This is a genomic window from Nitrospira calida, from assembly GCF_976986435.1.
On sequence record NZ_OZ335950.1, the window covers coordinates 1,752,122 to 1,776,841 of the forward strand.

Below are 24,720 nucleotides of genomic sequence, written 5' to 3' on the forward strand. Positions count from 1 at the left end.
AATCCGGCCGTCCCGCCGCCGGGTCCGGCCGACGCCGCCGGATGGGCGTCCCGGCTCTTTGCTATTCGGTCCTCGTGCGGGTAAATGAACACGGACATTATCGGCCATGCTGGAGATGAAGGCGCGCCGGTTTCTTATTATCGGATGTGTGTTCGCATTCACCGGAGTAGCGGCCGGAGCCTTCGGTGCGCATATGCTGAAACGGACGCTGGACCCAGGGATGTTGGCGGTCTACGACACGGCCGCACGATATCAAATGTACCATGCGTTCGGACTTTTTGTGGTCGCATGGGCGGTCAATCGATCGCCCAACGGGAGATTCGCCGCCGCCGGTTGGTTGTTTGCGGCGGGGATTGTGCTCTTTTCAGGTAGTCTCTACGCAGTCTCGCTGATGGGAATCACGTGGCTCGGCGCGCTGACTCCGCTCGGCGGGGTCGCGTTTCTGGCCGGGTGGGGAGTTTTGGCATGGCAGGCTTGGAAGACGCGCTGACTGCCTGTCGGCGGGCGCGGCGGGTATGACCCTGTCGCCCGCCGGTTTCGCCTCGCGTTTGTGCTTAGCGCGCGCTGCAACCGGCCGTCCGTTTGCCGGAGATCGATCCCCAGCCTCCGGCCGTGTTGACGAACGTACCCTCCAGGCGCTGGTCTTCTTTCGAAAACAACAGACTGTCCTCTTGGAGATGCCCGCCCGATTCCCAGCGCAAATACACGGCGTCACCCAGGACAACGACTTCGGCAGGGCGCGGCCCGTTGCCGGCAGTTGAACCGGGCGGGGGGAAGACGAGCGAGAGCTTCTGTTCGTGATGGTTTTGATGGTTATGGATGGTCCATTGCCAGGTGCCGCACAGACGCGCGAGCCCCCGTTGTTCACGAACGGTCTCTTTCCAGAGACGGAGCCGCAGCCACTGATCAAAGACCGAGCGGCTGGCTTCCGCTTGAGCCAGGCCGGCCAGCGCTCTCAAATGGGTGAGGAGGACGGGGCGGAGTCGACTCTCGACGTAACGGGCCGCCAGCGCCTGTTGCTCGGCCGGTTCGCGATCGCGGATGGCCGGCACGTCCCACAGGCGCTCGCGAATCGCCGCGATCCCATGCTGTTCCGCCAGGGAAAGCCAGGACGAAGGGCCGACCAGCGCGGGAAACCGCTGATCCAGTTGCGCGGCGTAGTCGGAAAAACGCCCGGGAACCAAACCGGTGTGGTCTTCGGTCAACGGGAAGGCCGCCAGCACTTGGGCGACCGCGACTAGTGATCCGAGAGCCTGCCGTCCGGTCGTTTGAACGATCCAGGCTTGTTGCTGGCTCAGTTCCTGCTCCAAGGTTCTCCATCGTGAAGGCTCTATGGCTGCTTGCAAGGCGGACACAGCGGCACGCCAGACGGCAAGTTCGGCGATCAGACGAGTGGATGTCCGGCTAAGCTCCTGGTAGACAGACTCGGCGAAGGGCTTTCTGGCCAAACGCTTGGTCGAAAGCGCGCCGATGACGTCGTTGAGGCCGAGAGCCGATCCGATTGTGGTGACGAATACCGCCTGGGCTTCGGCGTCCGAATTCACTGCGGCGAGCGCGTCCGCGTGGCTGCGCACGACCTGTTCGAAATCCGGCAACTCCGCGAGAGTCCCCCGGCCCGTTGAGATCGGAGACTGAGCGGCGAATGCGAGGGAATGGGCCGCTGCGGCGAATGCGAAGGCGAACAACACATTCTGCCGAGGTCTGCGCATGGTCATCGCGGTTACTCTAGCGTGTTGCTAACAAGAATGGCAATCGAGGAGACGCCTGAACAAGTTGACGAATGTGGAAGTCGGTCAGGGAGCCTGCAAAGCACGGAGGCGCTTACGCGCCTTGAAAGCAGGATTTCAGGAAATCGATACTGGTGTCCCAAGCCTCTCGCGCCGCATCCGCGCGATAGTATTCTTGACGAGCCTCGTTGCAAAAGGCATGGGGCGCATCGGGGTACGTGCGGACCTCGACCCGTTTCCCGTATTCCTTGGCGGCGGACAGGAGTCGATCCACATCCTCCTGCGTGGCCCACTCGTCCCGCCCCGCCTGATGATACAGCAGGGGGCACTGGAGATCCCTCAACAGCTCAGGCGGGCTGACCATCTTGCCGTAAAAGGCGACGGCGGCCCGCAAACGCTTCCGGTGACACCCAAAACGAATCGCCAACGAGCCGCCCATGCCAAATCCCACCACCGCGTAGGTGTTCCGTTTGACGTACGTCTGGGTGTTGAGGAACTCGCAGCATGAGTTGATGTCCTGAACCAAGTCCGCCTCTTTGACGCGCCCCATCAACGCCGCCGCGACTTCGTCGCTGGCGGTTACCATGCCGCCGATCCGGCCATAGAGATTGGGAATGATGACGGCGTAGCCCTCGCATGCCAGGCGAGCTCCTAAGTCCTTAATCTGCGCCGTCAGGCCCCACCGTTCGTGGAGCAAAATGATTCCCGGATAGGGCCCTTGTTCCTGCGGCCAAAATTGCAGCGCTTCGACCTGATAACCTTTCGGAGGGCGCGACCGGCTGTAAGGATCGACGGCCAGATCGCTGGCGGTGGGGATGGGAGCCCCGCTGGGAAAACGAACCGCGCCGGTTCCGATCTGTTGCAACGTAAAGGGTGAGGTTCGCTCCGTCATCGAAAGACTCCGATCTCCGCCGATTCCCGCATGGAATGGTGCCACGTACTATAGCGACGGGGTCAAAACCTTGTCAATTGAAGCATCCGCGGTTGACCGACGAACCGGCCGCCGGTAGAGTGTCAATCTGCGGGCGACGGCTGCGCGGTCTGACTGAGTACAGGCGCGGCGAAGGAGAGCCGATGCCGGACATCGGGGTCGGGCTCATCGGGTTGGGCAGGCATGGGCTTCGGTACGCCTGCCATCTGCTTCGGGACATTGCTCGGGCGAAACTAGTCGCCGTCTGCCGGAAAACCGCCGAGCGCGGGCACGGCCTGGATCCCGGTCACGAAGTGCGATGCTACGGGGATTACCGCCGACTGATCGCGGATCCCCAAGTCGACGCGGTCATCGTCGTCGCGCCGCCAGTGCTCGCGCGGTCCATCTGCCTCGCGGCCGTAGAGGCGAAGAAACCCATCTTGATCGAGAAGCCGCTGGCGACCACCGGAGCTGAAGCGCGAGCCATCGTGCATGCCGCCGCGGCCGCCGGCGTCCCACTCATGACTGCCCAGACCCTCCGATTTGATTCGACCGTCCTGGCTTTCCGGGCTCGATTACCGACGGTGGGCCGGCGGCGCTATCTCACGCTGACGACTCGCATCGAGCCGTCGGTTCAAGGCCGCAGAGATCCCCACGATTATGGGGGCCGCGGCGTGTTGTTGGAGGTCGGCGTTCACTTGCTGGATTTGGTGCGGTTTCTGACCGAAGAGGAAGTGCGGGAGGTTCGTTGCGAGCTGGAGGACTTCGGTGGGCTTGGGGTGGAAACGAGGGCGTTCGTCACCCTCCGCACCGCCGGAGGCCTCTCATGCGTGATCGATGTGTCGCGCGAGAGTCCGGTGCGAACCAGCCGGGCCGAATGGATCGGGGAGGGCGGGCAACTGACGGCCGACTGGTTTCATCATCGGCTCGTCGTCCACTCGGCCGATGGCGCTTGCGCCGCCCATGATCTCGCTCCCCGGCCGACGATCGTGGCGGTCTTGGAGGCTTTTCTCGACGCGCTCCTGCGCGGAACCCCCATGCCGGTCTCCGGTGAGGACGGACAACGAGCCGTGGAGATCGCCGATGCGTGTTATGAATCCGCCGCGAGCGGGACAACCGTGACGTTGCCGTGATAGTACGGAGTGACGGTCCCCGGCAAAAACGGAATCCATGAGGACTCCGTCACGTTTCACGCATCACGTGTCACGCGATCACGTTTCCGCCACAATGTGGGTGTCGGTTTCTTCGACACCTTCGATGGTATGGATCTTGGTGATGACGATGTCCGAGAGGGAGCGTTCGTCCGGCACGTTGACAAAGCTGAAAATGTCCGGCTGGCCGAAACAGGGATGCGCCTGCTCGACGCCGTTGATCTTTTTCAGCGCGTGCAGCACATCCTTGGTTTTCCCGGCCTTCACCTTGATGAGAATGTAGGCTTTGGTCGACATGCTCTCCTCCCGTAGTTAGGCTGAAGTCACGATCCCGGCATTTCCCGCCGTCTGGCTGCATAGGTCTGGTGCAAGTCCCTGCCGTCCGCCGCAAGCCGCTCGCGGGCGGAGCGGAACACCCGTGTGAGCAATTCCCAGTCGGTCTTGCCGACGTTGAATGCCCGGAAGCCCTGCTCGAGGCCGTCACGGTCCCACACGGAATGGACGGCCGCGTAATCGACGACGGCTTCCAGCGATTCAGACGTCCAGCCGTTTATTCTGAACCGTGCGATGGCATCTGAGCTATGCGGGCCGAATTTCGCCTCGATCGCCTCGGTGAACCATCGACGCACCTCGGCATCGACGCTATTGATGAAAGCGGATTGAAATTGGATGAGGGCTTTGGTGAGCCGGTTGGCCTCTGGGCTGGACTCGGAAGGCAGAACGCCGGCGTCGTCGAATATCGCCAAGAGCGCCATGATGGCGCCCACTAGTTGGGGAGTGGCTCGTCGGGCTTGCGCGGCATTGCTCGGCGGGATGAAGACTTCGTTGACATTACTGAACGAGCCGCCCGGCCTGGGTCCTCCGGCCAGCACATAGAGACGACCGTCGACCACCGCCGACCCTAAACCGTGCCGCGCCGTCGGCATGGGCGCCATTGGTTGCCACCGGTCGGAGTCCGGAAAGTAGGCTTCGTTCGTTGCAAAGGTGCCCTCGGGGGCTTCTCCGCCGAGCACATAGATGGCGTCGAACATCGCCGCCGCGGTGATGCCGCTGCGCGGCGTCGGCAACTCCTTGATCCTGGCCCACCGGTTGACGGCGGGATCGTAGACCTCGGCTGCGGCGAGATTCCGGCCATAGTCGCGATTTAGCCGTCCGCCGACAGCGTAGAGACGATTCTTGACCGCAACGGCGGCAAGGTGATCGCGCGGCGTAGGAAGCGGAGCTTTGACGGCCCATTGATTCGTCGACGGGTCATAGACTTCGACCGCCCCCGTGTTGCCGTTACCGTCGTATCCGCCGATCGCGTAGAGTTTTCCATCCAGTTCGGTGGCGGCGAGCGCGCCGCGCGGGGTCGGCATGGGCGGCCCTTCAGACCAAACGCCAGCTCCCGGATCGTAGATGTATAGGTTGGCGATCGGTTTCCAGACGGACAGGAAGGATTGCACGAACCCGCCGACGACATACAGTTTGCCGGCAATGGCGGTCGACGCGGCATGGTGCACCTTGTTGGGCAACGGCGACGCGGTCGTCCAGCGGTTTGAGGCGGGATCGTAGACCTCCACTGCATCGGTGATCGCTAAACTGGTCAGGTTGCCCACACCCGGCTCCGCGAATCCGCCGATGAGATAAATCTTTCCGCCGAGCGCCGACGCCGTGACTTCGGTCCGTTTGGTAGGGGCCGGCGCTGCCGTCCGCCATGCGCCCCGAGCGGCCATGTCATCTTGGCCGCTGCCGGGCAGGACCTCGGAACCCAGCAGCCAGACACAGAGTGCAACGGCGGTACGCAAAATGGAACGTCGATGGCTGTCGGAGCGCGTCCTTCTGGTGGTGAAAGCGACAGGGGCGAGTGAACTGCACCGCTGGAGCCGAATCCTCAGGCGCATGAACCGGATTATACTGAAGGGGCTTCACCCAATCTAGCCCGTTCGGTTGTGCGGAACGCAATGATGCGTCTCGTGCGTGCGTCCGACGCAGGGCATGGTCGGGCTTCTGTTGAAAACCGGCAAAGGCCCGCCTATAATCCCGCAGCGCTTCGGGCGCCTTTGTATTTTTACGGATCGAACATGTTGGCGAAGGTCCTCAGTGCAGCGGTGGTCGGACTGGATGCCCATTTGGTCGAAGTTGAGGTGGACATCGGCGGCGGACTCCCGCAGTTTTCCGTGGTCGGTCTTCCGGACACCACGGTTCGCGAGAGTCGCGATCGGGTGCGCGCAGCGCTCAAAAACAGCGGCTTTTCCTTTCCGGTCAAGAAGATCACCGTTAATCTGGCGCCTGCCGGACTAAAAAAAGAGGGATCGGGCCTGGATCTCGCCATCGCCGTGGGCATTCTCGTTGCGGAAGAAATCCTGCCGCCGGAGTCGGTTCAGAAGAAAGTGTTCGTCGGCGAGCTGTCCTTGGATGGACGTGTGAAGCCGATCGCTGGCGCTCTCTCGATCGGGATGGCTTGTCGAAAAGCGCACGAGTTACTTGTGCCGGCTGGGAATGAAGCGGAAGCGGCGCTGGTGGACGGCGTGACGGCCTTTCCGGTCCATACCCTGCCGGAAGTCGTCGAGTTCCTCCGCGGTGCGCAGCATATTGCTCCGGCGCGCGTAGATCGGGAAGCCTTATGTTGCCAACCGCCGGCGGAAGACGAAGACTTCGGCGATGTCAAGGGGCAGGACCATGCCAAGCGCGCGTTGGAAGTGGCTGCCGCCGGCGGGCATAACATCTTGATGGTCGGTCCGCCCGGATCGGGCAAGACCATGTTGGCCAAGCGACTTCCCACGATCCTGCCAGTCATGCAGCCGGAAGAAGCGCTCGAGACCGCGAGGATCCAAAGCGTGGCGGGTTTGCTGACTGACGGCTTGCTGGTGCTCACGACCCGTCCGTTCCGGGCGCCTCATCACAGCATTTCCGACGCCGGTTTGATCGGCGGCGGGGTGGTGCCAAGACCCGGCGAAGTGTCGCTGGCGCACAACGGGGTGTTGTTCCTCGATGAAATCCTGGAATTCAAACGACACGTGCTCGACGGCCTCAGGCAGCCGTTGGAAGACGGAACCGTCACGTTGACGAGAGCCAGCGGTTCGCTGCGCTACCCCGCTAGGATCATGCTGGTGGCGGCCATGAATCCCTGTCCTTGCGGCTATTACGGTGATCGGACCCGCGACTGTTTGTGCACGCCGCATCAAATCCGCCGATACCGGGCCCGGTTGTCCGGCCCGCTCCAGGATCGGCTGGACATCCATATCGAAGTCCCGCCGGTGCCTATTCGAGCACTCGGCGACGACACCAGATTCCACGATACGTCGGCGACGATCCGCGCCAGGGTGATGGCCGCGCGCGCCCGACAGTCGGATCGCTACAAACATGAAGGGATCTTCACCAACGCCCAATTGAAGCCGCGTCAGCTCAAAAAATATTGCAGGATCGACGCGGCCGGTCGGGATTTGCTGGAGCGGGCTATGACGCGGCTTGGACTCTCAGCCCGCGCGTACGGCCGGATCTTGCGCGTGGCGAGGACGATCGCGGACTTGGCCGGCTCGGATGACATCATGACGATGCACCTCGCCGAAGCGATTCAGTACCGCAGCCTGGACCGGCGGGGCGAGTTTTAAGAAACGGCGCCATGTGGCATTCATTCAGGGTCTTCGGTTGGTGGTTCTTGATCGGCGCTACAATGGCGTTGGCGGTCATCATGTTGCAAGGCGGCATCCGCGAGGTCATGCAGGCCCAAGGATCGTTGTGGGAAGTGAAGTTGGTGGAGTTGCTCACCGCCATTATCGGCGGCGGTTTGCTGGGAGGATGTATCGCCCTGATTTTGGACAGGATCAAAAAACCGTAGCCCACAACCGAGAGGAATGCATGGATATTGAAATCGGATCAAACATGTATCGTAATACCAACGGCACGATCGAAATCGAGGGTGTCCCGCAGATGACCATTTCGTTGTCTCAGCCGGGCGGTCCATTGCTCGTCAGCTTCGCGATGTTCGATGAAAACAGTCGCATGGCCGTGAAGATCGTGGACAGTATCGTGGCGTTCAACGAAAAGCGCGCCTACGACCTGTCAAAGACGCCGACCAGCCTACTGCTCAAGCACCGGGAGACTGGAAAAGTGGTGCTGAAGATGGAGGTCAAAAAGGAAGGCGTCGTGGCCTTCACGCAGGGGGAGTTCCGTACGATCAAAGGCCATACGCTGGTCGTGTCGCCGACGGAATGGAAAATCGACAAGCTTCGGATGAGCGGAGGGGACAACGATATGAAGGGCGGGGCTGTGGTGATCGGATGAAGAACGCGGGAAAAGCGGCACGAAAGCCTGCTTCCCCGAAGATGATGCAACCTTACGCATGGTCGATGGGAATCCGACGTGGTTTCGTTTCCTCCCGCTTAGGCAGTATGATGGTCAAGATCCCGTTCTTGTAGGTAGCGGAAATTTTTTCGGCGTCCACGCTCGTCGGGATGCGAAATGCGCGTGAAAAGACCCCGCTCCGGAACTCACGGGTCACATAGATCCGTTTCAGGTTGCTCTCTTCCTGTTTCCACACGCCCTTGATGGTCAGGACCCCGTCCTTCATCACGAGGTGAATGTCCCGGCGATCCATTCCGGGCAAGGCGGCCTGGATCCAAAATCCCTGCTCGTCCTCATAAGCATTGCAGGCCGGAACCCAAACTGGCTTGTCCGCCGGAGAGAGGAGCACGTCATCCAGGAACCGATCGACATCGAAGAGCACGTAGGCTGTAAACGATGGGCTTAAACCGTCCTGTTACTTAAATAGCTAACGCGGGCGCTGACGAAAGTAAGCCCCTTCATCGCCGACTGAGCCTTGTTCTCTCCTCGAGCCTTCCGCAAAAGGCAAGGAAAGCTCTAGCCTTATGATCGTGGGGCATCGGCCGGGCTCGCCTCGAGGGTGGGGATGATGACAATTTGCCCGTCCTTGAGATCGACGGTGGCCGTATCCCCGTCCCGCAACTCCCCCTTGACCAGTTGCCTAGCCAACGGAGTCTCAAGTTCCTGCTGGATGAGGCGTTTCAGCGGCCGGGCGCCATACACCGGATCGTATCCCCGTGTGGCAAGACTCGCCTGAGCGGCCGGCGTGAGGACGAGCGAGATCCGCCGCTCGGCCAATCGCTCGCGCAACCGGCTCAATTGAATATCCACGATCTTGACCAAGTGCTCCTCCGTCAACGGATGGAACACGACGATCTCGTCCACGCGGTTCAAGAATTCCGGCCGGAAGTGGCGGCGCAACTCGGCCGTCACCAGCGCGCGCATCTGTTCATAAGACCCTCCGGCCTGTTGGGATTCGAGGATATGGTGACTGCCAAGATTCGAGGTCATGATCAGCACCGTGTTTTTGAAATCCACGGTCCGCCCCTGCGAATCGGTCAACCGCCCGTCGTCCAGCACCTGTAAGAGGATGTTGAAGACATCGTAATGCGCTTTTTCGATCTCGTCGAACAGGATCACGGAGAACGGTCGCCGCCGGACAGCCTCCGTCAGTTGACCGCCCTCTTCATAACCGACGTAGCCGGGGGGCGCGCCGATCAGGCGCGCGACCGTGTGTTTCTCCATGTACTCCGACATATCGATGCGGATGAGGTTGGCCTCATCGTCGAACAGGATCGCTGCCAGGGCGCGGGCTAGTTCGGTTTTCCCGACACCAGTCGGACCGAGAAATAGGAACGACCCGATCGGGCGGTTGGGATCCTTGATCCCTGATCGTGCCCGCAAAACTGCGTCGGCTACCGCGCGAACGGCCTCGTCCTGCCCCACGACGCGCCGATGCAGAAGCTCCTCCAGCTTCAGAAGCTTGTCCATCTCGCCTTCCATCAACCGACTGACGGGAATGCCGGTCCACCGGCTGACGACCTCGGCGATATCGTCCTCGTCAACCTCTTCCTTCAGCAGGCGGCTTTCGCCCTGTTTCTTGATCAAGCCTTGCTCTTCCAGCGCCAATTCCCGCTCCAACCGAGGCAGTTCGCCGTACCGCAATTCGGCGACCCGATTCAGATCGTAGGCCCGTTCCGCCCGTTCGATCTGCTGCTTGACCTCTTCGATCTGCTGGCGAATCTTGCGCAACCGTGCCACGGAGGCTTTTTCGGATTCCCATCGCGCCTTCAGCGCCTGCAGATCGCGGTTCAATTCCGCCAGTTCTTTCTCCAACGCGTCGAGGCGGGCTTTGCTGCCGGGGTCCTGCTCTTTGCGGAGGGCTTCCCGTTCGATCTCCAGTTGCATGACTTTGCGGGAGACTTCATCGAGTTCGGCCGGCAGACTGTCGATCTCCGTCCGGAGCCGCGCCGCCGCTTCGTCCACCAGGTCGATGGCTTTGTCGGGGAGAAACCGGTCGGCAATATAGCGGTGCGACAATTTGGCCGCGGCGACCAACGCCGCGTCTTTGATCCGTACCCCATGGTGGACTTCGTACCGTTCCTTGAGTCCGCGGAGAATGGAGATGGTGTCCTCGACAGTCGGTTGATCGACCAGCACCGTTTGGAACCGCCGCTCCAGCGCCGCATCCTTCTCGATGTGCTTGCGGTATTCGTCCAGTGTGGTCGCGCCGATCAAGTGGAGTTCGCCGCGTGCCAGCATAGGCTTCAAGAGGTTCGCCGCGTCCATCGCGCCTTCGGCGGCCCCAGCGCCCACGACGGTGTGGAGTTCGTCGATGAACAGCAGGATCTGGCCCTGAGCCGCCTGGATTTCCTTCAGCACTGCCTTCAGCCGTTCCTCGAATTCGCCGCGGAATTTCGCGCCGGCCACCAAGGCGCCCATGTCCAGAACAATCAGTCGCTTATGCTTGAGCCCTTCGGGCACGTCCCCCTTCACGATCCGCTGCGCCAAGCCTTCCACGATCGCTGTTTTGCCGACCCCCGGCTCGCCAATCAGCACCGGATTGTTCTTGGTACGACGGGAAAGGATCTGGATCACGCGGCGGATCTCGTCGTCCCGGCCGATCACCGGGTCGAGCTTCCCTTGGCTGGCCAGCCGAGTCAGGTCGCGTCCGTATTTCTCGAGGGCTTGGTAGGTGCCTTCCGGGTCCTGACTGGTGACGCGCTGGGTACCTCTGACTTTTTGAAGCGCGGGCAGAAGCCGGTCGCGCGTCAGGCCCAACCGTCGCAGCACGCCGCCTTCCTCGACCATCGCGAGAAGCACGTGCTCCACGCTGAGGTAATCATCTCGGAGCGTCTTTCTTTCCTCTTCGGCGCGCGTCAGGACCTGGCTCAATCGGGCGGTGAGGTGGATCTGGCCCGGTCCCGCTCCCGGTCCCTGGACTTGCGGGATCTTCGAGAGTGCCTGTTCGACGGCGCTTTTCACCGCCGCGAGAGAAACCCCGGCGTGCTCCAGCAGTGCGCCCGCGATGCCGCCTTCTTGCTCCAGCAACGCCAGCAGCACGTGTTCCACATCGACGCCTTGATGGCTTCGCCGCATGGCATGGCCGGAGGCGGCTTGCAACGCGTCCTGCAATTTGATGGTCATGCGATTTAGATCCATCGAAATGCTCCTTGGCGGGCGAACCGCCGATATCTTGTGGTTGTGGTTATAGCCATGCAGTAATCACGCTGCGGGACAAGTCAATACGCAACGCGTCGGACTTCACACGGGGCCGCGCGCCGGACTAGCGCGGCAGCTTGTCCCCGATTTGCGAAAGCTGTTCTTCGAGATGCTGAAGCCGCCGTTCGATCCGGCGCACCTTCCAGGCGGTGAGCGAAAGAAGGATCAGCGAAAGCAAGGCCAGACCAGCCACCAGGGCCAGACCGCTCATTATGTCGTGCGGCATCGGCAGCCCGACTCCTGTTTCGCCCGCATGTCCCGCGAAAGCCGGATCGATCATGGCGTGCTCTCCCGTCGCGATGGTGAAAGACCCTACCCCAAGGGTCGCTGCGGCACACTGTACCCGTTCCTACCGTTTTCGTCGAGGGCCTGGAGGCCGACTTGACCGACGCCGATCTTCCAGACTATTGTCCGCTTATGGTCGAGGACAGATGCACTCGGACGCACGGCGGTTCGCCGTTTGCGGTGGTGACTGGTGCGTCGCGCGGGATCGGCGCGGCCTATGCCCGGGCGCTGGCGTCGCGAGGATACGACTTGCTTCTGGTCGCGCGCGATCGGGAGGCGCTGGAGCGCGTCGTCGGCGAACTTCGCGCCTTTGCCGTGTCGGTACGTTGCGAGCTCATTGATCTCAGCGAACCGGAGGCCGCGCATCGATTGTATGCCGCGGCGCGTCAATGCCGATCCATTCCTGATCTGCTTGTCAACAACGCCGGGTTCGGGCTGTTCGGGGAATTCGCCGGCATGCCGATGGCACGCATCCAACAGATGCTCCGGTTGCATGTTAACACGGTGGTCGAAAGCGTGCGGTTGTTCCTGCCCGACATGGTGGCGCGAAAGGCCGGCTCCATCGTGAACGTCGCCTCCCTCGCTGGATTGTTCGCCGTGCCGTATATGGCCGAATACGCTGCGACCAAGGCGTTTCTGATCAACTTTTCCCAGGCGCTGGACGAAGAAGTCCGCCGGTCCGGCGTGCGCGTGCAGGTCTGCTGCCCCGGATCGACCGACACGGAGTTCCATCGCACCGCAGGCTTCCGGCCTCGAAACCCCTTCGGTTCCCAACGGCCGGAGCAAGTCGTCCGGGCGTCGCTCTCGGCGCTGAAGCAGGGACCCTCGCTGGTCACCGTGGGCGTGAGCGGAACGCTGCTGGCGATGGTGAGTCGTTGCGTGCCACAGCGGCTGGTGATCCGAGGCGCGGGTCGTTGGATGAAGCCGCCTGTCTAACCAGACGATTGCGGGGCGTGCCGATGTCGGAATTGCTTTTCGAAACGCTTGGTCTCTACAAGGATGCCTTGCGGGGGATGCTTGTGTCGTTTGCCAGGGGATGGGTTGCTGTCCCGGCGATGGTGGCCTTTGCCGCGGTGATGCTGTTCGCGACCAAGTTGGCGGCGCCGTTGGGAATGGTGGGAGGATTCGTGTTGGGCGCGGTGAATGCGTTGCTGATTGGGGCGATGCTGCGTCTGATCGAACAGGCGGTCCTGAGCACGCGGCGACTTGGGTTCCAGGATATTTGGGAGAGTGTCGGACAGTATTTTTGGGATGTCATCAGCGTCGGGTTTGTGCTGTGGGTCCCGATCATGTTGCTGGACAAAGGGCTCGCGGCCAACCCCAACGGGGCCTTTCTAGCCACCGCCGTGTTTCTCTTGTTGTTCATTCTGCTAAACCCCACGCCCGAGGTGATTTATCAGGTCAGGCACGGGTCCCCCTTGGAGGTGCTCAAAACGAGCTATGAGTTCATCATTGAAAACTGGATCGAGTGGTTTTTGCCCCTGGCGATCGTACTGGCGCCGCTAGGCTTGTCCTTCTTCTTCAGCCTGTCGAGCGTGTTGGGGAGGGGAGCGGGACTGGATTTGTTTCAGATGCTGGCTCTGCCGTTTAGCCTTTTGACGGCCTGGCTGGCGTATCTTGGTCTCCCCGAAGGCGCCAGCACGTTAGTGGTTTTGACCATGACTCCACCGCTGGCGGTCGGCATCATGTTCTTCCGCGGCCACCTTTTCGCCTCCCTGTACGGTTCGTCGCGGAGGCAACGTCTCTTTCGGCGTCGGTTCGGCTCCGCCTAGGCGATCCAATTTTTTCGTCTTTCATCCGTATCTGCGGGAATTCGCCATCAGAATCCAGTGAGCGACAGGCAACGTTTTTGCTCCTGCCATTCACGGTCAACACGAGGGGGATCTCGCCGCGTTCTCCCGGCTAACTCCTTGTTTCTCAAGGCTATTCGTTCTTATTTCCACCGGTCTTGCGTTTGTGCACCCGTGTAGGGTTCCGCATCCAGAACATGGATGATCGATTGAGTGTGGGCGGAAAAAGTAAAAGTTATTGTTATTCAATAAAAATTCATGTATGGATTCGCCTACATCCCTGAAGGTGCTTGTGCTATCGCGACCGTGAGCCTCAAGAGACGATCAATGGCCGGTCTTTCGATTTTCTGGCGATTGGTTCTCACGTCTATGGTCATCATCGCCGTGATGGTGGGAGTGAGCCTCTATGCCCTGCTTCAGCTGCGGCAGTTGACCGTCTTAAGCACGGAAATGGTGTCTCTGCACTATCCGGCGATTGAAACCGCCAAACGGTTGCTCACCTCGCTCTACAGTCAGATTCAAAGCGAGAAGAAATATTTCGCCGTCCGCGACGCCACGTTTCTTCACAACTTTCACGAAGAGGCCGAAGAGTTTTCGCGGCTGCTCCGAACCCTACTGGCCCAAGAAACGTCCTCGCAAGGGCAGCAACTCTTGAAGGATACGGAACGCCTTCACAAAGAGCGGCTGGCTCTGTTCGCGTCGGAGGCGGAACACGCCGCGAACGCTTCCAAAGACGTCCTGGCGGCGTACGAAAATCGGCGCGATGCCTTGACCGACCGGATAACCTCGACCCTGCAAGGCTATATCGGCTTGCACGAAGCGCGGATCAGCGTCGGCGTCAGTCAATCGCGGGCCAGTTCGGCGCGCGCGGAGACGGTGACCGAGCAACTCGCCCTGGTGGCGTTGCTGTTCGGTCTCGGATTGGCCGGTGTCGCCAGCTACAGCATCTTGCGCCCGCTCCGGCGTCTTCAGAGCCATATCAAGGAAATCGGACAGGGGAATTTCGGCACGCCGTTGCAGATCGTCGCACCGAGCGATCTGCGGGAACTGGTCGATACGGTCAATTGGGTGGGGAAGAAACTTCAGCAGTTGGACGATATGAAATCCGAATTCCTGGCCCATGTGTCCCACGAATTGCGAACACCCATGGCATCGATTCAAGAAGGCACGCAACTGCTCTTGGACGAAATTCCCGGGCCATTGACGCAAGAGCAACGCACGACCCTTCGCATCATGGCGGACAGCAGCCGCCGCCTCATTCATCTGATCTCGACCATTTTGGATTTGTCCAAAATGGAGGCCGGGATGATGGAGTACCGCATCGTCCCGACCGATTTGAAGCGTGTGGCTGAGATTTCCATCAACAAGGTCCGGCTGTTGGCTGATGCGAAGCATGTTCAATTGCTCATGGAAGTCCCCTCCGATCGAGTGTGGGTCAAGGCGGATTTCGCGAGGATCGAGCAGGTGCTCGATAATCTGTTGTCCAACGCGTTGAAGTTCAGCCCGGAAGGCGGCGTCGTCAAGCTGCTGATGGAGCCCGACCCCAACACCGGTGTGCTGCTGGTGACGGTTGCGGACGGCGGGCCGGGGATCGCAGCCGAAGATCTTCCCCATATCTTCGAGCGCTTCTACCAGGGACGGTTGAAAGGCAAGCACGTCTCGGCTGGCAGCGGACTGGGTCTGGCGTTGGCGAAGAAAGTGGTCGAGGCCCACGGCGGGCGCATTTGGATTGAAAGCGAAGTAGGCAAAGGGACGACGGTGCGGTTCACGCTGCGCCTCACCAAACCCGGAGGAGCGACATGAAGAAATGCGCTCAATCTCTGGAGGGGATCGGTGCCGTCTTGCTGGCGATGGGGCTGTGGGGCTGCGCCACCCTTGCCGACTCGCCCTCACCCTCAGCACCGTTCTTCACGGTCGACCAGACCGACGCGAAGATGCTGCAGGCCGTCGCGCGAAAGCAGGAGGCGCTGGCCAACAAGTGCATGGACCATAACGCGTGCGATCACGTGTACTTCACACGGGCGTTGGTGGCGCTGTTTGAAAGCCGAGAGCTCGCGGCGAAGTACTTTCACAAGGTCATCGCGGTGGCTCCCAAAAGCCGTCTAGCGGCGTCCAGCGCGCTCTGGATCCGACTCCTTCAGGAGATCCCGAATCCAGTCGACCGGTCCTGGGTCAAGTCGGTGTTGACCGCCCCGGCTCTGGTGGACCACAACGCGGCACTAGCCCAGACGGCCGAGCGCCTGGTGCGGGATTTGTTGGAGCGGGAGGTGGCGATCCAACAGCTTTTGGCGATGAAGGAGGCGGACACCTCGTCTGTGGAATCGCTCCAACGGGAGTTGAGCGAGCGCGACCGTAAGATGGAGGCGTTAATCACGAAGCGCGAATCCCCGAAACTCGGGGGCGCGGATGCCCTGACCCTGCAAGCGCTTCAGCGCCAGATCAACGATCGGGACAAGAAAATCGAGGAACTGACCAATCAACTCGAGGCGCTCAAACGCATCGACCAGGAGATGCGGGAAAAAACCAGGCCGATCAGACCTCCGACGACCGTCCTGCCGGCGCCGGGGACCGACACTCGTCCATAGGAGAGCGTATGGAACATGAACGGATTCTTGTCATCGACGACGATGAAGGGTTGCTGCATCTCTTGAAAATGCGGCTATCCGCGATGGGCTTCCAAGTGACGCCCTGCACCACCGGCCAGGAAGCCGTCGCCGCCGCGCGCAAAGACGTCTATGATTTGGCCATCACCGACCTGCGTCTGAGAGGCGAGGACGGCCTCGATGTGGCGGAGGAACTGCTTCGCATTCATCCGGGCCTGCCGGTGTTGATTCTGACGGCACACGGCAGCATTCCGAACGCCGTCGAAGCCATGCAGCGCGGCGCATGCGGATATCTCACCAAGCCGTTCGACGACAGGGATCTGCGGGCGACCATCGACAAAGCGCTGTCGCAGCAACGCATGAGCCGGGAGATCCAGCGGCTCAAGTCGCTGGTCAAGGAACTCTACGGCCTTGAGAACGTGGTGGCGCGGAGCGCCTCCATGCAGCGGCTTCTTCAGCAGGCCGCGCAAGTGGCGGATTCGGACGCGACGATTTGTCTCTTCGGCGAGACAGGGACGGGCAAGGAAGTGCTGGCTCGAGTGATCCATGCGAACAGCCGGCGCGCCCGCGGACCGTTCGTCGCTCTCAACTGCGCGGCCATTCCCGAAACCCTGTTCGAAAGCGAGTTGTTCGGGCACGTTCGCGGCGCCTTCACCAACGCGCACGGACCCAAGCGCGGGCTGTTTCAGAGCGCGAACGGCGGCACGCTGTTTCTCGACGAAATCGGCGAGATGCCGCTGTCCATGCAGGTCAAGCTGCTGCGCGCGGTGCAGGAGCGGGAGGTGAAGGAGGTCGGGGCCGACTACTCGACCAAAGTCGATGTGAGGATCATCGCGGCGACGAACAAAGACCTCGCGGAGGCGGTGAAAGCGGGGACGTTCCGGAACGATTTGTATTATCGAATTCAGGTCGTCCCGCTCACAATTCCGCCGCTGCGCGAGCGGCGCGACGACATTCCGCTCTTGGCGCAGCATTTCCTGAAGCAGAGCACGCAACGGATGAACAAAGATATCCGCGGATTCACACCGGCCGCCATGCAGAAACTGATGTTGTATCCCTGGCCGGGAAACGTACGCGAGTTGGAGAACGCGATCGAGAAAGCGGTGGTCATGTCTCAACAGGACATGATCACCCCGGATTTGCTTCCGTCCGTGAGCGTCACGGGGGAGATGCCGTTGAAGCCGCTCACCGAAGCCAAGGAAGAGTTCGAGCGAAATTACCTGAAGAGCGTGCTCCAGTTGACCGGAGGAAACATTTCCCGCGCCGCCCAGTTCGCCGGCCGATATCGCGCCGATTTTTACAAGATGCTCAAAAAATACGGCCTCCACCCGGCCAATACCAAGAGCAAACCCGAAGTGGAACTGGAAGATACGGAAGAGGAGAGCAATCTCACCCAGGCGTAGTCAATTTACCCCGCCCAATCGGCATCGCCATCCGACGGATTGACGTCTTGCCGTTTTCGTAAGCCTTCCTTGCGGTCGGATCAAGCCGAGAAGATTCCTGAAGAGGTCTATCGCCGCCGCGACCAACGCAAAGAGCGCCGGCCAAACGCGAAGAGAGCGCCGCGGCGTTTCTCCGCGCGGGTTCGCAGAGCGATAAAACACTGGTTGCGTGGTGGTCAAGGAGCGCGCTGCCGATCGGGTGCGAAAATGGACTAGCGGCTGGGCGGGACGGCGCATCGACATGGCCTCATAAAGATGAGGTGACTTGCCGGCAAGCCATACGAACCGCGAAGACCCGTTGCGTAAAAACATCGAAAAAGTTGCCACCACATTCGGTCGCCTTTAGAATTGCGGAGCTGTCCCGCGCTGATTCTTGCGATTCCGGCGCGGGATGAGCAAGCGGCATAGGGAGAACTGGTCTCCTGCGATCTTGGCAATCAAGCGACTGGAGGAAAACGTCATATGGATCGAGCCCGTGTCCTTGTGGTCGACGATGAACCCGTTGTTCGGGAGGTGTTGCGTGAAATCCTGACGGCCGAAGGCCATCACGTGATCTGCGTTGAGGACGGTCCAACGGCGATTCAAACCGTCAAGAGCGCGCCCATTGATATTGCGGTCATCGACCTGCAGTTGCCTGCGTTGGATGGATTCGCGGTGCTACAAGAGATCTTGCGGATCAACCCCACGACCGTGGCGATCATGGTAACGGGGTATGGCACCATCGATTCTGCCGTGAAGGCCATGAAAGCCGGAGCCTTCGATTTCCTGACGAAACCGTTTTCGGCGGAGACCGCTGTCGCGGTGATCACAAAAGCGGTCGAGGTTCACCGGTTGCGTCAAGAGAACCGACAATTGCACAAGGCCGTGCGAGAGCACTACCGCCTTGAACACCTGGTCGGCGACAGCGACGCCATGCGCCGTGTCCTGGATTTCGTCGGGAAGGTTGCCGATAGCGACAGCACCGTGCTGATCCAGGGGGAAAGCGGGACGGGCAAGGAACTCATCGCGCGGATGCTGCATTTCACCAGTTCCCGTTGCGACCGCCCGCTGGTTCCGGTGAACTGCGGCGCTATCCCCGAGAATCTGTTGGAATCGGAATTGTTCGGCCATGAAAAGGGGGCCTTTACCGGGGCTTCCCACACGCGGGTGGGCCGGTTCGAGTTGGCGCACGGCGGGACGATTTTTCTGGACGAGGTGGCGGAAATGCCTCTTCCGCTCCAGGTTAAGTTGTTGCGCGTTTTGCAGGAACGAAGTTTCGAGCGTATCGGCGGGACCAAAACCATTACGGTCGACGTCCGCATCATCGCCGCCACCAACCAGGACCTGGAACAGGCCGTGCGGGAGAAGCGATTCCGGCACGACTTGTACTACCGTCTGAACGTGATTCCCATCCACATTCCTCCTCTGCGCGAGCGACGGAGCGACATTCCGCTGCTGGTGGAGCACTTTATCGCCAGGTTCAATCGAACGAAGCACACCACCGTCGAAGGGGTGGATGCAGACGCGATGCGCGCGCTGACCGCTTACGACTGGCCCGGCAACATCCGCGAATTGGAGAACATGATGGAGCGCCTCGTGGTGCTGAAGAGGGCGGGAATGATTTCCGTAGCCGACCTGCCGAACAAGGTCGCGCCGCAGTCCCCCGCGACCGCGAAAAGGGAGAACGTGGTCCACTTCAGCGAACAAGGGATCAATCTGGTCAGAGAACTCGAACAGTATGAGAACCGGCTGATCTCGGAGGCGCTGCGACAGGCCAAAGGGATCACCAGCAGGGCTGCCCAGCTCTTACAGGTGAATCGGACGACACTGGTCGAAAAACTGAAGCGGAAGGGCCTCGATGCAAAAGCGCTGAGCTGTTCCATGCCGAACTAGCCTCTTGTTCCCTTCCCGTTGTAACGAACGAGTCGAGCGTATCGGGCGACCAATGCTGCCTGCGTGACCACCTAGGCAAACGCCTGATCCACACCATCGAACCCCTGGCGCAACGCGGGCGGTGCGCGGCTCGGTCAACTTCGGATCCATGTGCTGGACCCACGGCACCCTGCAGGAAGCGGGTTTTGCGCTCACGGGCGTTCTCTGTGATTCTTCAGTTGGAGGCAAAGCTTCTCTAGAAAGCAGGAGCAACACTGCCAGGCCCGTGACGCTTCATCGCCCATCTGCGTCAATCCTTTGACCTTTCTCCCAGCTTTGTCTCCTCTCCATTGGCGTTCTGATAATCGCCTCACGAACAATCAAGCGGCAACTTCAGCGTTTCGGCTCGCGGCGCGAATAGTGCCAGGGGCACAAAACTTGCTCGGCTCTTCTGCGTGGACAACGAACGCTTCCATCCTGCATCCACGGGCTTACGTATCGGGGTCTTGCCCGCTGCGCTGCTTCTGGCTGTGTTGACCCAGGTTCACGCGAACGAACGGCCGGGCGCCGTTGACCAGGCCGGAGAGCATACCAAAGGCGCGCCGCCCCATGTTGTTGAGGCATTGCTTCCCCTTCCGGACGACGGGCCTCGCCACGCGAACGTTGGGGAGGGACCGGCAACCATTGTGTTTCAGCGAGGAATTCAGGCGTTTCAGCGACAAGACTATGCTGTCGCGGCCGAGCAGTTCAACGCGTTCCTCAAAGAGAACCCGAACAGCCCGATGGTGCCCGCCGTCCTGGCCTTTCTGGCCGACGCGATCGTTTTGGGAGGGCAATCAAGTCACAGCCGGTCCGAAGCCATTGCCATCTACCGCGCGGTAGCCCGAGATGAGGCCGGCTCTGCGAATGCCGCGCGGGCGGAATGGCGGATCGGCGATCTCTATTTCGACCAGGGTTGGTATGACGAGGCGCAAGCGGCCTACGAGCGCGCGTTCACACGCGCGCGGTCCTCCTTCGATATGGACAGAGCACTGCTCGGATTGGGCGTCACCTTCATCGCGCTGGGAAGATGGGCAGAGGCGGAACGGACCTTCCAGACTCTCCGGCGACAAACCACGGACGAAGGCGTGCTTATGCGGGCCACGTTGGCGCTGGCCACGACATTCCATCAGCAGAACCGCCTCCCTGAAGCGCAGCTGTTGTTCGACGAGTGCCACCGACGATGGCCTGCGTTCATCAAACGCGACCCCGAATCCTTGCTCCGGTTTGCGGCCACGTTGTCGGCCACCGGTCAGCACCAGACAGCCCGGAACGTCCTCGCGGAATTTTATAACCTCTATCCGAGGCATCGTGAAGCTCCGTCCGCTCTCGTCAGGATCGGCGACTTGTTCCTTCAATCCGGGCTCCGCCGTCATGCGGAGATGTTCTATGCCTGGGTCTTGACCGCACATCCCGGAACATCCAGCGAACAGGTGGCGAAAATGCGGTTGGTCGAGTTGGGGCAAGCTCTATCCGTCGGCATCGGCGATCAGCCGCTGCGCCTGCTGGTCGAAGCGTCAATGCAGAGGATGCCCGGTCCGTATTTGGATCCGGAGGAACAACGTTGGATCCTGCGCGAGATTATTGCCAGGCCTCGGGACAACGTGCTTGCCAGCGAGGCGCAGTTTCGACTGGGGCAACATTTCGAATTGGCTCATGAGTGGCCTGCGGCGGTTTCCGAGTATCAGAAGGTGGTGGAGCATGCCGGACGGATCGAGCACGATCCCTGGCCAGAGGCCGCAGCGGTGCGGATCTCGGCGATCCTGGGTCCGTGGATCGAGGCGGCCCTCAAAGCCGGAGACGATCTGACCGCCGTGACCTTATTCCACCGACATGGGACGCTGGCCGATCGCGTGTATCGGGGGCACGAGCTGCTGCGCATCGCGCACGCCCACCGGCGGCTCGGCTTCAACGCTGAAGCCGCGCGTCTCTACCATGCCATCATCCAAGAGCCGAGCGCCAAGCCGCTTCAGGAAGAAGCGCTCATGGGACTGGGGAAAAGTTATCTCGCGCAAGAGGATCCATCCGCGGCCCGAAAAGTGTTTGCGAGGTACCGCTTTCAATTTCCTCTCGGTCAATACAGCCAAGAGGCGCTGTTTCTGCTGACACGGGCCATGCTCCGGCAAGGGGATCGTGACAGCGTCATCCACCTGTGCCGCGAATGGTTAAAGCGGCACACGCGTCATCCCGATCGGCCGCATATGCTCGCCCTGTTGGCGACCGCGCTGGCGGATGAAGGAAAGGCGGACGAGGCGATTCCGTTCTACGACGAGGCCTGGCGAGCCGGAGCGCTACGGAGCGCTAGCGCCCTGCTGCGATTCGGGGCCGTGCTGGATCACGACCGACGGTACGACCGTGCCGCTGCGGTGTACCGCCAGGCACTGGCGGCTGAGCCCGGACCCGATCAAGCACAATGGGCATGGTGGCAGCTGGGCCGCATCGCCTTCACGCAGGGGCGCTACAGGGAAGCGGGAGCGCTGCTCGAAAAGGCGGGGGAATCGGGGGATCCGCTGATCCGTCGGGTTTCGACGGCCCTCCGGCGACATCTTCCGCCCGAGCCAGAGCTGAAAGGAGGGTGACGTGACCGCAACAGGGCAAGGTTCCGCCATCGAGGAGCGAGAGCTGCTTCAGGATGCCTTCAAAAGTTTTGACGCGGCGGCCGCAACCTTGCAGGAGTCCTATCGCGCCCTGACGGCCCGCCTGGAGCGCTTGGACTTGGAATTGGCTGAGCGCAACGAGTCGTTGCGCCGGAACCTGCGTGAGAACGAGGAAATGCGTGAGCATCTGTCGGCCATCCTGGAGTCGTTGTCGACGGGGGTCATCGTGGCGGATCGTGCCGGCATCATTACCCGATGCAATCACGCGGCAGAGCGCCTCGCGGGAGCATCGCGCGATGCTATGACCGGTGAGGCGTTGCAGCGCTTTTTGTCCCGAGTCGGGCTGGACGTCGACCACTATCCCGTCGAGGCGCGCAGCGGTGCGGTGCTCACCATCACGCGGACGGGTCTGTTCAATCAGGCCGGTGAGTCCATCGGCAGTCTGGTGTTGTTACACGATATCACCGGGATTCGGCGGCTGGAGGAGCAAGTGCAACGCCGCGATCGGCTTGCCGCCATGGGAGAGATGGTCGGCCGTATTGCGCATGAAATCCGCAATCCGCTCGGCAGCATCGAGCTGTTTGCCTCGATGTTGCGCCGAGGACTCGACGGCGCCCGGGAGTTGCAGGCGTATGCTGACCACATTTCAGCGGCGGTCCAGGCGATGGACCGGCTGCTGACGAACTTGTTGCTCTATGTGCGGCCGCACCCCCCGCGGGCCCAATGGCACAGCGCCGAACGATTGGTGCGCGATGCGCTGGCCCTCGCGGCCCATGCGACCGAGAGACCCGGCATTGTGACCCGCACCTATTTTGATTCCCAAGTTCCGAGACTGTGGTGCGATGCCCTGCAGGTGAAGCAAGCGTTGTTGAACTTAATTCTCAATGCGATCCAGGCCATGCCGGACGGAGGAATGCTCACCGTGGCCGTCCATCGGGATCGGGAACGCCTCGCGAGCGTTTCTGGTGTCCGCATTACGATCTCAGATACGGGCGGTGGGATCGCTCCAGAGCATCGGTCGCGCATTTTCGATCCGTTTTTCACGACGAAGGAAGAAGGAACGGGGCTCGGGTTGGCGATCGTCCACGCGATTGTGGAAGCCCACCGAGGACGAATCGATGTGGAGAGCGCCATCGGTCGCGGCACGACCTTTATCCTGATCTTGCCGACCCGGCCGGCGGATGACGGAAAAATGGGACTCGGCGAAGCGGGCCGGCCGGACGCCGAAGGCCATCCCCAACCTGGGCCGCCGGAACGGGCATGTGAAAGGGGGGATCCTCGACTATGAGCGGCACGAACGGAACGGCTTTAGCGGGTTCGCCCGCTGAGCGGTCGGTGGAAAGCAAAACGGTCGCGATCGTGGACGATGAGCCTGGCATGCGGGCCGCGCTCTCAGAAACCGTGCGCCGTCTCGGTTATCAGGTGGTTGTGGCGAGCAATGGTCGGGAGGCGCTCGATCGCGCGCTGAAAAGCCGGCCGTGGCTGGTGTTGACGGATCTTCGGATGCCGTGCCTCAGCGGGATCGAATTGGTGCAAGAGCTGAAAAAACATTTGCCGCCGACCAAAGTCGTCCTCATGACGGCGTACGGAACGGTGGAAACCGCCGTGGAAGCCATGAAATACGGCGCCAGCGATTACATTATGAAGCCGTTTTCGGCGGACCTCTTGGAACGCATCATCGCCAATCTGAGGGCTGCGGAGGCAGAGGGAGCCGCCGAATTCGCATCGCCGGAGATCCGACCAATCCTGACCGAAGACCCGGGCATGATTCGGCTGTTGAGCACGGTGGAGGGAGTAGCCGCCAGCCAGACCACGATCCTCATTTCCGGCGAAAGCGGAACAGGAAAAGAATTGTTGGCGCGGTTTATCCACAGCCGGAGCCCGCGGGCCCACCGGCCGTTCGTCGCCGTGAATTGTGCGGCACTGCCCGATGGGTTGTTGGAGAGCGAGCTGTTCGGGCATGAGCGGGGCGCTTTCACCGGAGCGCTGGTCCGCAAACTGGGCAAATTTGAGATGGCGCATACCGGCACGCTGTTGTTGGACGAGATCAGCGAGATGCCTCTCGGGCTACAAGCCAAGCTGCTCCGCGTGTTGCAGGAGCGTGAAGTCGATCGTGTCGGTGGAAGGGATCCGATCCCGATCAACATTCGCGTCATCGCGACGACCAATCGGTCGCTATATCGGGAAGTCGAGCAAGGGCGATTCCGCGAGGATCTGTTTTATCGGCTCAACGTGTTCCCGATCACCGTCCCTCCCTTGCGTGAGCGGCCAAGTGACATTCCATTGTTGGCTCATCATTTCGTCAAGGCGGCGGCGAAAAGAAACGGCGTGGAGCCGCCGGCACTCTCTCAATCCGCGTTGGAAGTCCTCAAGCGGCTGCCTTGGAAGGGAAATGTCCGGGAGCTGGAAAACGTGATGGAACGGGCGGTCCTGCTGGCCGTCAACGGCGCCATTGGTCCCGAGCACTTGCCTGGGGAGGCAGAGTGTCCTCCGCGCGAAATCGGAACACGTGCCGGCGCGGCTTTCCTCTCATCGGAGTGGCGAGGCAGTCTGTGGGAGATGGAGCGGGAATTAATTTGCAAAACCCTGGCCCGGGTCAAGGGTAACCGGACCCACGCGGCGAAAGAACTCGGGATCAGCGTCAGAACTTTGAGGAACAAACTGCGCGAATACCGGCAGCTTGAGGGGCTGACCGTCGATGAGTCGAGTTGATTGACGACCGGACGAAGGCCTCTTTGTCCGGGAGGCAAACTTTTCGCTTGCGCCCGGAAAAATCGTCCGGTCGCCGGTCGATGCTG

At 61.1% G+C, this 24,720-nt stretch carries 21 protein-coding genes; 14 read left to right on the forward strand and 7 right to left on the reverse strand.

Features of this window, described 5'->3' with window-relative positions:
- Window positions 1-106 precede the first annotated feature (106 nt).
- Window positions 107-490: a DUF423 domain-containing protein gene (locus ACWHTU_RS08720; RefSeq protein ID WP_447863133.1), complete on the forward strand. Its 384-nt coding sequence runs from the start codon at window positions 107-109 to the stop codon at window positions 488-490.
- A gap of 64 nt (window positions 491-554) precedes the next feature.
- Here the strand turns inward: ACWHTU_RS08720 and ACWHTU_RS08725 are convergent, their stop codons facing one another.
- Complete coding sequence (locus tag ACWHTU_RS08725) at window positions 555-1,715, reverse strand: hypothetical protein (RefSeq protein ID WP_447863134.1); 1,161 nt, start codon at window positions 1,713-1,715, stop codon at window positions 555-557.
- Window positions 1,716-1,821: 106 nt separating this feature from the next.
- Window positions 1,822-2,619: a dienelactone hydrolase family protein gene (locus ACWHTU_RS08730; protein ID WP_447863135.1), complete on the reverse strand. Its 798-nt coding sequence runs from the start codon at window positions 2,617-2,619 to the stop codon at window positions 1,822-1,824.
- 182 nt (window positions 2,620-2,801) lie between these two features.
- Between ACWHTU_RS08730 and ACWHTU_RS08735 the strand changes: the two genes are divergently transcribed.
- Complete coding sequence (locus ACWHTU_RS08735; RefSeq protein ID WP_447863136.1) at window positions 2,802-3,770, forward strand: Gfo/Idh/MocA family protein; 969 nt, start codon at window positions 2,802-2,804, stop codon at window positions 3,768-3,770.
- A 78-nt stretch (window positions 3,771-3,848) separates the two neighbouring features.
- On the opposite strand, the gene ACWHTU_RS08740 is transcribed toward ACWHTU_RS08735, so the two are convergent.
- A complete protein-coding gene (locus tag ACWHTU_RS08740; protein ID WP_447863137.1) occupies window positions 3,849-4,085 on the reverse strand; it encodes an Lrp/AsnC ligand binding domain-containing protein in 237 nt (78 codons plus the stop codon).
- A gap of 26 nt (window positions 4,086-4,111) precedes the next feature.
- Entirely contained in the window at window positions 4,112-5,575 is a 1,464-nt protein-coding gene (locus ACWHTU_RS08745; protein WP_447863138.1) for a Kelch repeat-containing protein, read from the reverse strand.
- 276 nt (window positions 5,576-5,851) lie between these two features.
- Between ACWHTU_RS08745 and ACWHTU_RS08750 the strand changes: the two genes are divergently transcribed.
- The 3 genes from ACWHTU_RS08750 to ACWHTU_RS08760 are packed head-to-tail and all read left to right on the forward strand — an operon-like array spanning window position 5,852 to window position 8,054.
- A complete protein-coding gene (locus ACWHTU_RS08750; RefSeq protein ID WP_447863139.1) occupies window positions 5,852-7,381 on the forward strand; it encodes a YifB family Mg chelatase-like AAA ATPase in 1,530 nt (509 codons plus the stop codon).
- Window positions 7,382-7,392: 11 nt separating this feature from the next.
- Window positions 7,393-7,608, forward strand: a complete 216-nt coding sequence (locus ACWHTU_RS08755) for a hypothetical protein (RefSeq protein WP_447863140.1) — start codon at window positions 7,393-7,395, stop codon at window positions 7,606-7,608.
- A 44-nt stretch (window positions 7,609-7,652) separates the two neighbouring features.
- A complete protein-coding gene (locus tag ACWHTU_RS08760; protein ID WP_447863141.1) occupies window positions 7,653-8,054 on the forward strand; it encodes a hypothetical protein in 402 nt (133 codons plus the stop codon).
- A gap of 52 nt (window positions 8,055-8,106) precedes the next feature.
- Here the strand turns inward: ACWHTU_RS08760 and ACWHTU_RS08765 are convergent, their stop codons facing one another.
- The 3 genes from ACWHTU_RS08765 to ACWHTU_RS08775 form a co-directional block, all read right to left on the reverse strand.
- Window positions 8,107-8,496, reverse strand: a complete 390-nt coding sequence (locus ACWHTU_RS08765) for an Hsp20/alpha crystallin family protein (protein ID WP_447863142.1) — start codon at window positions 8,494-8,496, stop codon at window positions 8,107-8,109.
- A gap of 140 nt (window positions 8,497-8,636) precedes the next feature.
- Complete coding sequence (gene clpB / locus ACWHTU_RS08770) at window positions 8,637-11,255, reverse strand: ATP-dependent chaperone ClpB (protein ID WP_447863143.1); 2,619 nt, start codon at window positions 11,253-11,255, stop codon at window positions 8,637-8,639.
- A 124-nt stretch (window positions 11,256-11,379) separates the two neighbouring features.
- The gene (locus tag ACWHTU_RS08775; RefSeq protein ID WP_447863144.1) at window positions 11,380-11,595 is read right to left on the reverse strand and encodes a hypothetical protein; all 216 of its coding nucleotides are present in this window, start codon (window positions 11,593-11,595) and stop codon (window positions 11,380-11,382) included.
- 101 nt (window positions 11,596-11,696) lie between these two features.
- On the opposite strand from ACWHTU_RS08775, the gene ACWHTU_RS08780 reads away from it, so the two are divergent.
- The 9 genes from ACWHTU_RS08780 to ACWHTU_RS08820 all read left to right on the forward strand — a co-directional run bounded on the left by ACWHTU_RS08780 (window position 11,697) and on the right by ACWHTU_RS08820 (window position 24,634).
- The gene (locus ACWHTU_RS08780) at window positions 11,697-12,536 is read left to right on the forward strand and encodes an SDR family NAD(P)-dependent oxidoreductase (RefSeq protein WP_447863145.1); all 840 of its coding nucleotides are present in this window, start codon (window positions 11,697-11,699) and stop codon (window positions 12,534-12,536) included.
- A gap of 23 nt (window positions 12,537-12,559) precedes the next feature.
- Window positions 12,560-13,372 carry a hypothetical protein gene (locus tag ACWHTU_RS08785; RefSeq protein ID WP_447863146.1) on the forward strand — a complete coding sequence of 271 codons (813 nt, stop codon included), beginning with the start codon at window positions 12,560-12,562 and terminating at the stop codon, window positions 13,370-13,372.
- Between the two features lie 345 nt (window positions 13,373-13,717).
- Window positions 13,718-15,193 (forward strand): sensor histidine kinase, encoded by a 1,476-nt coding sequence (locus tag ACWHTU_RS08790; RefSeq protein WP_447863147.1) that lies wholly within the window; start codon window positions 13,718-13,720, stop codon window positions 15,191-15,193.
- On the forward strand, window positions 15,190-15,975 hold the full coding sequence (locus ACWHTU_RS08795) for a hypothetical protein (protein ID WP_447863148.1): 786 nt from the start codon (window positions 15,190-15,192) through the stop codon (window positions 15,973-15,975). The genes ACWHTU_RS08790 and ACWHTU_RS08795 overlap by 4 nt, the downstream gene beginning before the upstream one ends.
- Window positions 15,976-15,983: 8 nt before the next feature.
- Window positions 15,984-17,396, forward strand: coding sequence for a sigma-54-dependent transcriptional regulator (locus tag ACWHTU_RS08800; protein WP_447863149.1), 1,413 nt, complete (start codon window positions 15,984-15,986; stop codon window positions 17,394-17,396).
- A gap of 501 nt (window positions 17,397-17,897) precedes the next feature.
- Entirely contained in the window at window positions 17,898-19,307 is a 1,410-nt protein-coding gene (locus tag ACWHTU_RS08805; protein WP_447863150.1) for a sigma-54-dependent transcriptional regulator, read from the forward strand.
- Between the two features lie 434 nt (window positions 19,308-19,741).
- Window positions 19,742-21,904, forward strand: coding sequence for a tetratricopeptide repeat protein (locus ACWHTU_RS08810; RefSeq protein WP_447863151.1), 2,163 nt, complete (start codon window positions 19,742-19,744; stop codon window positions 21,902-21,904).
- Between the two features lies 1 nt (window position 21,905).
- A complete protein-coding gene (locus tag ACWHTU_RS08815; protein ID WP_447863152.1) occupies window positions 21,906-23,210 on the forward strand; it encodes a two-component system sensor histidine kinase NtrB in 1,305 nt (434 codons plus the stop codon).
- The gene (locus ACWHTU_RS08820; protein ID WP_447863153.1) at window positions 23,207-24,634 is read left to right on the forward strand and encodes a sigma-54-dependent transcriptional regulator; all 1,428 of its coding nucleotides are present in this window, start codon (window positions 23,207-23,209) and stop codon (window positions 24,632-24,634) included. Before ACWHTU_RS08815 ends, ACWHTU_RS08820 begins: the two co-directional genes overlap by 4 nt.
- The last annotated feature ends 86 nt before the right edge of the window (window positions 24,635-24,720 follow it).